Source organism: Pseudomonas sp. EA_35y_Pfl2_R111 (assembly GCF_963970955.1).
GTDB lineage: Bacteria > Pseudomonadota > Gammaproteobacteria > Pseudomonadales > Pseudomonadaceae > Aquipseudomonas.
Genome location: NZ_CAXAOM010000001.1, coordinates 1,007,005 through 1,019,663, shown reverse-complemented (window position 1 = coordinate 1,019,663; position 12,659 = coordinate 1,007,005). Strand labels below are relative to the sequence as shown.

Genomic DNA, 12,659 nt, shown 5'->3' with positions numbered 1-12,659 from the left:
CCAGTAAACTCCGCTTCCTCGCCGTTTTGACCAGCCGGAGGCTGTTACTGGCGTGGCGCCTTGTCTTGCCTGCCTCGCCTACGTTTTTTCAACGGCCTGCTAGGCCGCCTGGCTTTCTGTTTGCGTGCCTGCTGTTTCAGCTGCGTCTGCCGCGCCAAACAGCGCCTGGCTGATCGCCTGCTGCGCCGCGCGGGCCAGGGCATTGCGGTTCAGCTCGCTGCTGGCAATCGGCGTCAGCAGCTGGATCTGCACTTCGCTCAGCTCGCTGCCGAGCAGGCGCAGCAGGTGCGAGAGCATGTCGTCATCACCGATAAACGGCGCCACGCTGCACGGCTGGCCATTGCGCAGGTAACGGATGGCCACCGGCTGCACAGACACACCGCTGTCGATCGCACTGCTCAGCAAGCGGCCATGAAAGGTGCGCAGGCCGAGGCCATCGGTGGTGGTGCCTTCGGGGAAGATCAGCAGGTTGCGCCCGCGTTGCAAGTGGTTGCCCAGCTGCTGGCTGAGCAGGCCGCTATCACCTGAGCCGCGGCGGATAAACAGCGTGCCGGCCTTGTGCGCCAGCCAGCCAGCCACCGGCCAGGTACGCACCTCGGCCTTGGACAGAAAGGACAGCGGGGTGAGCATGCCGAGCAGCGGAATATCGGTCCAGGACACGTGATTGCTGACCCACAGCATCGGCTGACGTGGCAGCTCGCCCTGTACCTGCAAGCGGAACGGCAAGGCCGCCGCCAGGCGCGCGAGAAACCAACGGGTCAGGCGTTGCCGAGTCGGCATCAGGTCATGCCGCACCAGGCGTTCGAGCAGGGTGATAGCCGCCGCCAGCAGGGTGCCGAAGCTGATCACTAACAGCAGGCGCGCCAGGCGCAGGTACAAACGCACTTTCTTCATCGAACTCTCTCGCGGCAAAAACACAAACGCCGGCACTGTCTACAGAGTGCCGGCGAGTTGCGCAACATTACTCCGACCTGCTGTTAAACAGCGGCTTTGAAATGCCGTGCATAGCGCGGGCAGAGTTCGTCGCGCTTGAGCAGGATAAATACGTCGGCAACCTGGAAATCCTGGTCCCAGCATGGCTCGCCGCAGATCTTCGCGCCTAGGCGCATATAGGCCTTGAGCAGTGGCGGCATTTCGGCGATCACGTTACTCGGCACATCCAGCGCCGGCAGCGGGGTTTTCGGCTCGGCGCGCAGGTGTTCGTTGCACAGGTAGCGCTCACGTAGGCGCTGCATGATTGCCTGGGCCTGAATGCCGCCGTCTTGCATGGAGATGCTGGCGCAGCCCATTAGGTAGCGGTAACCACCTTCGTTGAGCACTTCGGCCAGCTCGCCCCAGAGTACGGCGATGGTCGCGCCGTTGCGGTAGGCGGCGTCGACGCAGGTGCGGCCGATTTCCAGCACCGGCCCTTCGAGGTGCGGCAGGCCGTGCAGGCTGAATTCTTCTTCGCTGTAGAAACGCCCGAGACCGGCTGCGGCTTGATGGTCGAGCAGGCGGGTGGTGGCTACTAGCTCACCGCTATTGAGGTCACGCACGCCGATGTGTTGGCAGTGAATATCGTAGTCATCCATGTCCAGGCCCTGCTCGGCACCTTTGAGCTTGGCATCGAATTCGGCACTGAATACGCGAAAGCGCAGCGCCTGAGCTTCGCGCAGGGCGGCAGCGCCGTGTAAGCGCTCGGCCTGCAGGCGACGAGCGGGGGTGGTGCGGTCGCGGGTGATTGCCATCTGGGTCATGCCGTCATCTCCGTTAGCCGGCTTTTTGCCTTGCAGCCGGTCGATCTTGTTGGGCAAGCTCAGGCTAGGTAGCGGCGGTGTCACCTCCGTGAATCTTTGGTGATGCTTGTGTGACAGTGCTTTCAATAACCCCTACAAGGAGCAATGCATGCCCTGGCAACAGCTGTTGAGCCCGCAAGCGCGTCTGCCGGTCGCGGGACTGGAGGAGTGGTACGCCAGCCTGCTCGAACGCATCGGCAACCCGCTCCCGTTGCAGCTGGCTCTGCTCGGCGGACGATTGGCCGCGACCCCGGGGCTGGCGTTTCTTGCCGGTTATCAAGGCGCATTGCGCGCGCTCTGGCCGGCTGCGCCCTGGACTTTGGGCGCGCTGTGCGTGACCGAGAACCGCAGCACCCGCCCGGCGGATATGAATACGCGGATCGGCGCGCTGACCCTTGAGGGCCGCAAGGATTTCGTCACCGCTGCCGAGGCCGCCGACTGGCTGCTGGTGGCTGCTCGCGAGGAGGCCGACGGCGCGCCGGTGCAGCTTGCTCTGGGGGTGGTGCGCAATGGCGCGCCGGGTGTGCAGATCGAGACACTGCCGGCGTTACCCTTGATGCCGGATATCAGCCATGGCCGCCTGCATCTGCAAGACGCGCAGTGCGAGCGGCTGCCTGGCGATGGCTGGGATGATTACGTAAAGCCTTTCCGCACCCTGGAAGACACCCATGTGCTGGCGGCGCTCACCGCCTGGCTTATCGGGGTGGGTCAGGAGTCGGCCTGGACGCAGGCTTTACAGTTGCGCCTGCTTGGTCTGTTGGCCGGCTGTGCGGAGGTGGCGCGGCAATGCCCGAACTCGGCTTCGGGCCATCTGTTGCTGGCCGGGCTGTTTGCCCAGTTCGACAGCTTGCGTACCGAACTCGATAGCGCTTTTGCCACTGGCGAAGCGCGCTGGGCGCAGCTCTGGCAACGCGACAAAGGCCTGCTTGTGATTGCCGGCAGCGCGCGCAGCAAGCGTTTGCAGAAGGCCCAGGCGGTGCTTGGCGTCACTCTCTAAATCGATTGCTGCACGTAGCCCGGATGTAATCCGGCAGCGGTTGCATAGGCTGAGGATTGCCCTGAAGTGCATCCGGGCTACGGGTCTAACCGGTGTATGTCGGCCGGCTTGATCCAGATCAGTAAGCCGATTACGGCAGGTGGTTAAGCTCGCCGGCTTTCGGGAGAGAGCCTGCCATGCGACGCGAGCCCATAGTGCTGTTCGATAACGGCGAGCATCAATGCATGATGTTCGATGATCTGGTCAGCGGGGAGGGTGTGCAGTCCAATCAGTTTCTGATCACCGACAACGAGCAGTACTTGCTGCTCGACCCGGGTGGTGATCTGACCTATACGCCGCTGTCGCTGGAGCTGTCCAAGCATATTCCGGTGCAGGACCTGACCTATATCTTCGCCTCGCACCAGGACCCGGACATCATAGCCTCGCTGGATAAATGGCTGCTGCACACCCGCGCGCGAGTGATCTGCTCCAAGCTCTGGGCGCGCTTTCTGCCGCACCTGACGGCCAACTACCTGGCGCTGAGTCGCGGCATTAATACTTTCGACCGGATTATTGCGCTGCCGGATCGTGGTCAGGCGTTTGCCCTGGGCAAATGCACGCTCAAGGCGGTGCCTGCGCACTTTCTTCACTCGGTTGGCAACTTCCAGCTGTATGACCCGGTGAGCAAGATTCTGTTTTCCGGCGATATGGGCGCCTCGCTGGTCGACGACGCGCATCCGGTAACGGACTTCATCAACCATGTGCCGAACATGCTCGGTTTTCACCGACGCTATATGGCTAGCAACAAAGTTTGCCGACTGTGGGCGGCGATGGTCCGTGAGATGGATGTGGCGATGATCGTGCCACAGCACGGCCGGCCTTTTGTCGGCGCGGAAATGATCAATGCCTTCCTCTACTGGATCGAGAATCTGGAGTGCGGCATGGATTTGATGGGGCCGGAGGATTACCGTCTGCCGAAATAGCGGCCTAAGTTTGCGCAGTGACTTTTCGCGCCGAATCACTGGGTAAACCGGCGTGTTCGGCGCTTTTTGTCGGCGTCAAACGCATGCTAGGGTGCCGCCTCCGATCCCGCAGAGGCTGTGCAATGTCCTTCAATCTCTTTCCCGCACGGCGGCTGATTCTGGCGTGTGTCATCGGCTTGGCTTGCGTAACAGCGCAGGCCGAAAACTGGCCAGGTGAAGACTGGGACAGCCAGTTGGCCGCACCCAACGCTGCGCTGAGCGAACTGGAAAACTACGCCTTCCCGACCCGTGATGATGCGACCCGTAAGGGTGTGCGCACCGACGCCCTGCTGGTGGTCCGCGATGGTCACGTCGTTTATGAGCGCTACGCCGCGCCGACGACTGCTGCTACACCGCATCTGACTTGGTCGATGGCCAAGAGCCTGCTCGCCACCACCATGGGCGTGGCCTACGGACAGGGCCTGTTCAAGCTGGATGCACCGGTGGCCGATTACTACCCGCCGTTTGCCGCCCACCCGCAGGTCAAGGTCGGTCATCTGCTCAACTGGGCCTCGGGTCTGGACTGGCAGGAGGATTATGAATACGCGCCACTGCAATCCTCGGTGGTGGCGATGCTCTATACCCGCGGCCGCAGTGATATGGCCGCTTTCACCGCCGCGCACAGTGCCGATGCCGTACCAGGCAAGCGCTTCCGTTACTCCAGTGGTGACAGCAACGTGCTGTCCGCCGCGCTGAAGAACATGGTTGGCGCCGAGGCTTACGCTGATTACCCCTGGACCGCGCTGTTCGACCCGCTGGGGATCAAGACTGCCGTGTGGGAGCGCGATGCGGCGGGCACCTTTGTCGGTTCCTCGTACGCCTATATGAGTGCCCGCGACCTGGCCCGCGTTGGCCTGCTAATGCAGCGCGATGGCCGTTGGGGCGAGCAGCAGTTGCTGCCGAAAGCCTGGGTCGAGTTCAACCGTACGCCCTTTGCCAATTACCAGCTGCAGGCCGAGCTAGCCGGTGAGGCGGTGCCTGGCGGGCACTGGTGGCTTAACGCTGCGGTGGCTGGGGCGAGCAGGCCCTGGCCGGATGCGCCCGAGGACACCCTGGTGGCGTCCGGGCATTGGGGGCAGGGACTCTATGTGATCGCCAGCGAGAACCTGTTGATCGTGCGCTATGCCGATGACCGCGATGGCAGCTTTGATCGCAACCATTTCCTCAAGCTGGTTCTCGCCGCGTTGGCCCAGGAGGTGCAGCCATGATCCGCCGTCGTCCATTCAGTAGTCTGTTGCTGCTTCTTGCGCTGTTGCTCGCCGCGCTGGCCTGGCAGAACCGCACGCACCTGCAGGCCTTCCCAGGCATCGTCGGTGCTTATTCGGCCAAGGAGTATTGCTCGTGTCGCTATGTGGTGAACAACCCGGCCGACTACTGTGAGGCGTATGTGGCGCAGTATGTTGCGCTTTCAGGCTTCTTCGATGATCAAGCCAATAAACGCGTGACGGCGCGCGGTCTGGGCAGCACTCAAACTGCGCAGTGGCTGGGGCCACGTCAGGGCTGCCAGTTGCTGCCGCAAGCGGCTGCGTTGCCCGAGTCCTGAGGGTGAGGCCTGGCAGGGTTTGCAAGGCTCTGCCGGGCCGCTATGGTGGCGTCTCCTATTCACGATGCGTGAGACGCAATGCCCAGAATGAATGGTTATGCCGCATAACGTCTTTCCCTGGCGGCGTGGTAACACGCTGGCGCTGCTGATCGACGGGCCGCAGTTCTTTGTGCAGATGCTGGCGCGCATCAATGCGGCGCAGAAGCAGATCGAACTGGAGCTTTATCTGGTGGAAAGCGGCGCCTGCGGCAGCGCTTTGCTTGATGCCTTGTGCGCTGCCGCCCAGCGCGGCGTTGCCGTGCGATGCCTGTTGGATGCCTTTGGTGGGCAACGGTTGTACAGCGCTGATCGGCAGTGCCTGCAGGCAGCCGGCGTGCAGGTGCAGTGGTACAACCCGCTGCGCTGGAAGCATGGCCTGCGCAACTTTCACCGCGATCACCGCAAGTTGTTATTGGTTGATAGACAGTTTGCTTTTATCGGTGGCACGGGCGCGACGGATGAATTTTGGCATCCGGAATACCCCAGCAGCCGTTGGCACGAGGTCATGGTGGAAATCAGCGGGCCGCTGGTGGCCGACTGGCAACAGTTATTTGAACGCCAGTGGCAGGCGGGTCAGGACTGGATCGTCTGGCGACCCCGTATGCCGTTGCGCTTGAAGAGCTTGCCGGCATTGCCTGCTCTGGGTCAGGGCTTGGGGCGCGTGGCCTATGCCGACGCCTCGCAGCATCGCGACATACTGCTCTCGCTGGTGCGTGCATTGCGTGGCTCCAAGCAGCGTATCTGGCTGGCGACGCCTTATTTTCTACCCACCTGGCGCGTGCGCCGCACCCTGCGCCAGGCTGCAAAGCGCGGCATTGAGGTGCGTTTGTTATTGGCCGGGCAACACACGGATAACCCAGCGGTGCGCTTTGCCGGCCAGCGCTACTACCCCACGTTGCTCAAGGCAGGGGTGCGCATCTTCGAGTATCAGCCGCGTTTTCTGCACCTGAAAATGGTGCTGGTGGATGATTGGGTCAGTGTTGGCTCGTGCAATTTTGATCACTGGAACCTGCGCTTCAATCTGGACGCCAATCTGGAGGCGCTGGACCCGCAGTTTACCGCCAGTGTGGCGGCAAGCTTTCAGGCTGACTTTGCCGAGAGCCAGGAAATCACACTGGCCGACTGGCGCGCCAGACCCTGGTGGCGGCGGCTGCAGCAATCGGTATGGGGCGCTTTGGATCAGTTGGTGGTCAATGTGCTTGACCGTCGCCGCTGACCCGCACTTTTGTCGGGTGTAGGCAGTGTCAGGCAGGGTTATGCTCGGCCGATTACACCGATAAGGATGCTGCCGATGCGTGCTCTGCCCTGGCTTGCTGTGTTGCTGATTGCCTTGAGTGGTTGCTCGACCCCGGGGGCGTTTTTTGGCGCAACCGAGGGTGAGGCATTCCGTGAGCATGCGCTCAGTGATGACAACCATGCGTTGGTCTACCTATACCGCCCACAAAGTGACTGGGCCGATCAGGAAATGGAAGCGCCTGCGCTGTTTCTGAATAACGCGCGCATCGGCAGCCTGCCGAGCAATGGTTATATGGTGCTGGAGTTCGATATCGCCAGTTACCAGCTGGAGATGCGCCGGCCGCTGTTTGGCACGCACTGGACCTTCTTCGCCGATGGCCCGCTGGACTTCACCCTGATTAGCAGTTTCACCCTGGATGCCGAAGCCGGCGGTATCTACTACCTACGCTATGACGAGCTCAATCCACCACCGGTTAACGAGCAGGCGCCCAGCCAGGGCGATGGCCCGTTACAACTGGTAGCCAAGGCAGTGGCAGATACGGAAATCGGCGCCACCCATGAAGTGCAGCCCTTCGAGCGGATTGCCGCCAGCGGTGAAACCGAGCGCATGCAACGCAGCTTCTGGCGCAAGGTTGGCAAGTCGCTGGATAAGATCGGCATCTAAAACACAACGGGCCCGCACAAGGCGGGCCCGTTACTGCAGCTTGAACTGGCCATTGCGGCCAGTGTGGATTTTTTTAGATCAGCTCAACCGCTACCGCCGTCGCTTCGCCGCCACCGATGCACAGCGAAGCGATGCCGCGCTTGCCGCCGGTGTTTTTCAGCGCATTGATCAGGGTCAGGATGATCCGCGAACCAGTGGAGCCGACCGGGTGGCCTTGGGCGCAGGCGCCGCCGTAAACGTTAACCTTGGCGTGATCCAGGCCGTGTTCACGGATGGCCAGCATGGTGACCATGGCGAAGGCTTCGTTGATTTCGAACAGATCAACCTCGGCCTTGTCCCAGCCGGTTTTCTTCAGCAGGCTGCTGATCGAACCAATCGGCGCGATGGTGAACTCGCTTGGGTCCTGGCTCTGGGTGGCATGCGCAACGATCTTCGCCAGCGGCTTGAGGCCACGCTTGGCGGCTTCTTCGGCAGTCATCAGCAGCAGCGCCGAGGCCCCGTCGGAGATCGAGCTGGCGTTGGCCGCGGTGATGCTGCCGTCCTTGCGGAAGGCCGGTTTCAGGCCGGGGATTTTCTCCAGGTTAGCGTTCAGCGGCTGCTCGTCATCCTTGACCACGACATCGTCCTTACGGCCGCTGACGGTGATCGGGACGATTTCCGCATCCAGCGCGCCGCTGGCGATGGCCGCCTGGGCACGTTTCAGCGATTCGATGGCGTAGGCATCCATCTGCTCACGGGTGATGCCGTACTGGTCGGAGGTTTCCTGGGCGAATGAGCCCATCAGGCGACCGGTGCGCGCATCTTCCAGGCCGTCGAGGAACATATGGTCTTTGATCTCGCCGTGGCCCATGCGCAGGCCCGCGCGGGCTTTGCTCATGATGTAGGGCGCGTTGGACATGCTTTCCATGCCGCCGGCGATCATCACGTTATTGCTGCCGGCCTTGAGCGAATCAAACGCCATCATCACTGCTTTCATGCCCGAGCCGCACAGCTTGTTGATCGTGGTGCAGCCGGTGGCGGCGGGCAGGCCGGCATTCAGCGATGCCTGACGGGCCGGGCCCTGTTTAAGGCCGGCGGGTAGTACGCAGCCCATGATCACTTCCTGCACGTCGGCAGGCGCAACACCGGCGCGCTCAACTGCAGCACGAATGGCGGCCGCACCCAGATCAACCGCAGCAATGCTCGACAGGCTGCCTTGAAAACCACCCATCGGCGTACGTGCGCCGCTGACGATGACGATATCGGACATCAGGAAACTCCTCGTTTTTGTAGTAGATCGCGGGCCAAACACATCGAACGCGATCCGTCGATTCTACTGCGTGACTAAAAATGCCCAAAGAGTCACGCGGAAAATCATTCTTTGGGCTGATTTGAGCAAGCGGTTGGCGCTCTAGATTGGCCGCACTGAAAAAACCAACAATAAGGTACCGCCATGCTGCAGACCCGTCTGATCGCCCCCGCCGACAATGCCCACCAAGCGCCGCTGCTGATCAAGCGTCTGCTGCTGTCCGGTATCCGCTACGAGAAAACCCGCGAAATCGTCTACCGCGACCAATTGCGCTACAGCTACGCCACCCTTAATGAGCGCGTGGCGCGGTTGGCCAATGTGCTCACCGAAGCCGGGGTCAAGGCCGGTGACACCGTAGCCGTGATGGACTGGGACAGCCACCGTTACCTGGAGTGCATGTTTGCTATCCCGATGATCGGCGCGGTGCTGCATACCATCAACATCCGCCTATCGGCTGAGCAGATTCTCTACACCATGAACCATGCCGACGATAAGTTCGTGCTGGTCAACAGCGAGTTCGTGCCGCTCTACAAAGGTATCGAAAGCCAGCTGACCACGGTACAGAAAACCATTCTGCTGACCGACGCAGCCGAGAAAACTGCTGATATGGGCGGCATGGTCGGTGAGTACGAAAATCTGCTGGCCGCCGCCAGCCCGCGCTACGACTTCCCGGATTTCGACGAGAACTCGGTCGCCACCACCTTCTACACCACCGGCACCACCGGCAACCCCAAGGGTGTGTACTTCAGTCATCGCCAGTTGGTGCTGCACACCATGGCCGAAGCCAGCGTGTTGGGCAGCTTGGACAGCATCCGTCTGCTGGGCACCAATGATGTGTATATGCCGATCACCCCGATGTTTCACGTGCACGCCTGGGGTATCCCGTATGTGGCCACCATGTTGGGGATCAAGCAGGTCTATCCCGGCCGTTATGAGCCGGACATGCTCTGCCGCCTGATCAAAGAGGAGAAGGTCACCTTCTCTCACTGCGTGCCAACCATTCTGCAAATGGTGCTGGCCGCCCCTGGGGCTCAGGGTCATGACTTTGGCGGGCTGAAGATGATTATCGGTGGCAGCGCGCTGAATCGTTCGCTGTATGAGGCAGCCAAGGCGCGCGGCATCCAGCTGACCGCTGCCTACGGCATGTCGGAAACCTGCCCGCTGATCTCCTGCGCACATATCAATGATGAGCTGATGGCCGGCAGCGAAGATGAACGCACCACTTACCGGATCAAGGCTGGTGTGCCTGTGCCTCTGGTGGAGGCGGCGATCATGTCCGCCGATGGCACGCTGTTACCGGCTGATGGCGAAAGCCAGGGCGAACTGGTGCTGCGTGCGCCGTGGCTGACCCAGGGTTACTTCCGCGAACCGGAGAAGGGTGCTGAGCTTTGGGAACACGGCTGGCTGCACACTGGTGACGTGGCGACCATCGACGACTTTGGCTTTATCGATATCCGCGACCGCATCAAGGATGTAATCAAAACTGGCGGTGAATGGATCTCCTCCCTGGAACTGGAAGATCTGATCAGCCGTCACCCTGCGGTACGTGAAGTGGCGGTGGTGGGAGTGGTTGATCCGCAGTGGGGCGAGCGGCCATTTGCCCTGCTGGTGCTGCGCGAAGGTCAGAGTCTGGATGCCAAGGGCCTTAAGGAACACCTCAAGCCTTATGTCGATCAGGGCAGCATCAACAAGTGGGCGATACCGTCGCAGATCGCCCTTGTTACCGAAGTTCCCAAGACCAGCGTCGGCAAGCTGGATAAGAAACGCATTCGCCTGGATATCGTCCAGTGGCAGGCCGCAGGCAGCCCGTTTTTGTCCACTGTCTAAGGGGCTGAGACACGGGTGAGGCGCAGGCTTCGCCCGTTTTCGCGTTTGCCTTTCAATAGCCTGAAAGCCTTTTGGATAAAGGCTTTCAGGCGATTTAACAGCGTTCTCTGAGGGTGGCTTGCATAACGCTGCGGGGTGTTCAATTCGCGCCAAGCCAAGTCGTTTTTGGTGACTGATCAGTCAAACAAGCGTTTGGCTTGCTAATTGCTCATTCCAAGCCATTCTTGGCTCTGCCGGCCGTGCCAAACACGCCGAAACCAGCGAGCCAGAGTGCCTGGGGGCTGCAAATCACACTTTAGAGGGATCAAGCAGAAGTACCCGCTGGCTATAGTCCGCACCATCCATAACAAAAAACACATGGAGTAGCGTCGATGACAAAAACAAAACAAACCTGGCGCCTGGCAAAACTGCCACTGGCCGTCAGCCTCGCATCCACCCTCGCCGCACCTGCATTCGGCGTTACTTTCAATATCGGTGAAATCGAAGGTCAGTTCGACTCTTCGCTGTCGGTTGGTGCTAGCTGGTCGGTGCGTGGCGCTGATCCAGATCTGATTGGGTCCAATAATGGTGGTCAAGGTCTGTCGCAAACTACGGATGACTCGCGGCAGAACTTCAAGCGCGGTGAGACATTCTCCAAGATATTCAAAGGTATTCATGACCTTGAGCTGAAGTATGGTGATACCGGCGTATTTGTACGTGGTAAGTACTGGTATGACTTTGAGTTGAAAGATGAAAGTCGCTTGTTTAAAGATATTGACGATCACAACCGTAAAGAGGGTGCGCAATCCTCCGGCTCTCAGATTCTCGATGCTTTCGTTTACCACAACTATGATATCGCCGGTCAGCCGGGTTCCGTTCGAGTGGGTAAGCAAGTTGTAAGTTGGGGCGAAAGTACTTTTATCCGTAACAGCATCAATGAAATCAATCCGGTGGATGTCTCCGCATTTCGTCGCCCAGGTGCTGAGATCAAAGAAGGATTGATTCCGGTTAACATGTTTTACATCTCTCAGAGCCTGACCGAAAACCTCTCGATGGAGGCTTTCTACCAATTGGAATGGGACCAGACCGTAACTGATAACTGCGGAACTTTCTTTGCCCAGCCAGATATTATCGCTGATGGGTGTACCGATAATCTGCGTGTGCTGAGTAATAATCCGGCTGCGGCTGCGGCTGTTAATGGCAGGCTTGCAGCTGTGGCTGGTCGTCCGGATCTTGCAGTAAACCAGAATAGTGAGGGCGTTTTGGTTCGCCGTTCGGACGATCGTGATGCGCGTGACAGCGGGCAGTTCGGTACAGCCTTCCGTTACTTCTCGCCTGCTCTGGATACTGAGTTTGGTGCTTACTTTATAAATTACCATAGCCGCACTCCAGCGTTCAGTGCTGCTGCACCTGGGCAAGATGTTTATAATGTTGCTACCGGTGCGGCGTTTCCTGGAGCAGTTCCGGCATTAGCCCAATTGCGACCCCTTGTTATTGCGGGTAACTCTAATTATTTCGTTGAATACCCAGAGGATATTCAGCTCTATGGTATGAGCTTCTCCACTACATTGCCTACTGGAACCGCCATGAGCGGTGAATTAAGTTATCGCCCCAATGCTCCTGTTCTGCTTAATACCACCGATATTCTTTTTGCCGGTGTTACCCCGCTGCCAGGGTTTGCTAATGCTTCTTTAATTACTGGCGAGCCTGGCACTGAAGTTAATGGTTATAAACGTAAGGAAATTACTCAGTTCCAGACAACCTTTACTCACTTCTTTGATCAGATTATGGGGGCAAGCCGTTTAACGCTGGTAGGTGAAATCGGTGTTGTTCATGTCGGTGGTTTGGAAGATTCGAGTGATCTGCGTTATGGCCGTGACCCGGTCTATGGTCCAGGCCCGCTTAACGGAACTCTCGGTGGTTTGCCTACGTGCGAAGGCCTCAATGCCAGCACCTTGGGTACAAACAGCCGAGAGAACCAGTCCAAGTATTGTGAAGACGATGGTTTCGTCACTAACACTGCTTGGGGCTATCGCGCTCGCGCCATTTGGGATTACCCAGACGTAATGGCCGGTATCAACTTACGTCCAAGCGTGTCCTGGTCGCATGACGTAGATGGTTATGGTCCTAATGGTCTGTTCACTGAAGGCGCTAAGGCTATCAGCCTGGGTCTGGATGCTGAGTACCAGAACACCTACACCGCCAGCCTGGCTTACACCGACTTCTTTGGTGGTAAATACAACACTGCAATTGACCGTGACTTCGTTGCGCTCAGCTTTGGCGTGAACTTCTAAGCGGACGAGATTTTTG

General features: G+C 59.5%; 11 protein-coding genes. 8 read left to right on the top strand and 3 right to left on the bottom strand.

The window, feature by feature from the left end; genetic code table 11:
- Positions 1–99 precede the first annotated feature (99 nt).
- Positions 100–894 (bottom strand): lysophospholipid acyltransferase family protein, encoded by a 795-nt coding sequence (locus tag AACY25_RS04955; protein ID WP_339522876.1) that lies wholly within the window; start codon positions 892–894, stop codon positions 100–102.
- Between the two features lie 83 nt (positions 895–977).
- Positions 978–1,736, bottom strand: coding sequence for an L-ornithine N(alpha)-acyltransferase (olsB, locus tag AACY25_RS04950; protein WP_339522874.1), 759 nt, complete (start codon positions 1,734–1,736; stop codon positions 978–980).
- Positions 1,737–1,884: 148 nt separating this feature from the next.
- Between olsB and AACY25_RS04945 the strand changes: the two genes are divergently transcribed.
- The 6 genes from AACY25_RS04945 (at position 1,885) to AACY25_RS04920 (ending at position 7,255) form a co-directional block, all read left to right on the top strand.
- Complete coding sequence (locus AACY25_RS04945) at positions 1,885–2,772, top strand: acyl-CoA dehydrogenase family protein (RefSeq protein WP_339522873.1); 888 nt, start codon at positions 1,885–1,887, stop codon at positions 2,770–2,772.
- Between the two features lie 176 nt (positions 2,773–2,948).
- Positions 2,949–3,734 (top strand): MBL fold metallo-hydrolase, encoded by a 786-nt coding sequence (locus AACY25_RS04940; RefSeq protein WP_339522872.1) that lies wholly within the window; start codon positions 2,949–2,951, stop codon positions 3,732–3,734.
- Positions 3,735–3,856: 122 nt separating this feature from the next.
- Positions 3,857–4,981, top strand: a complete 1,125-nt coding sequence (locus AACY25_RS04935) for a serine hydrolase domain-containing protein (RefSeq protein ID WP_339522870.1) — start codon at positions 3,857–3,859, stop codon at positions 4,979–4,981.
- Positions 4,978–5,316, top strand: a complete 339-nt coding sequence (locus AACY25_RS04930; RefSeq protein ID WP_339522868.1) for an amidase — start codon at positions 4,978–4,980, stop codon at positions 5,314–5,316. The genes AACY25_RS04935 and AACY25_RS04930 overlap by 4 nt, the downstream gene beginning before the upstream one ends.
- A 97-nt stretch (positions 5,317–5,413) precedes the next feature.
- A complete protein-coding gene (locus tag AACY25_RS04925) occupies positions 5,414–6,571 on the top strand; it encodes a phospholipase D-like domain-containing protein (protein WP_339413905.1) in 1,158 nt (385 codons plus the stop codon).
- Positions 6,572–6,646: 75 nt separating this feature from the next.
- On the top strand, positions 6,647–7,255 hold the full coding sequence (locus AACY25_RS04920) for a DUF2846 domain-containing protein (RefSeq protein WP_339522867.1): 609 nt from the start codon (positions 6,647–6,649) through the stop codon (positions 7,253–7,255).
- A 73-nt stretch (positions 7,256–7,328) separates the two neighbouring features.
- On the opposite strand, the gene AACY25_RS04915 is transcribed toward AACY25_RS04920, so the two are convergent.
- Complete coding sequence (locus tag AACY25_RS04915) at positions 7,329–8,504, bottom strand: thiolase family protein (protein ID WP_339522866.1); 1,176 nt, start codon at positions 8,502–8,504, stop codon at positions 7,329–7,331.
- A gap of 183 nt (positions 8,505–8,687) precedes the next feature.
- Here AACY25_RS04915 and AACY25_RS04910 point away from each other — a divergent pair, with 183 nt between their 5' ends.
- The gene (locus AACY25_RS04910; protein ID WP_339522864.1) at positions 8,688–10,370 is read left to right on the top strand and encodes a fatty acid--CoA ligase; all 1,683 of its coding nucleotides are present in this window, start codon (positions 8,688–8,690) and stop codon (positions 10,368–10,370) included.
- A gap of 371 nt (positions 10,371–10,741) precedes the next feature.
- Complete coding sequence (locus AACY25_RS04905; protein ID WP_339522863.1) at positions 10,742–12,643, top strand: DUF1302 domain-containing protein; 1,902 nt, start codon at positions 10,742–10,744, stop codon at positions 12,641–12,643.
- The last annotated feature ends 16 nt before the right edge of the window (positions 12,644–12,659 follow it).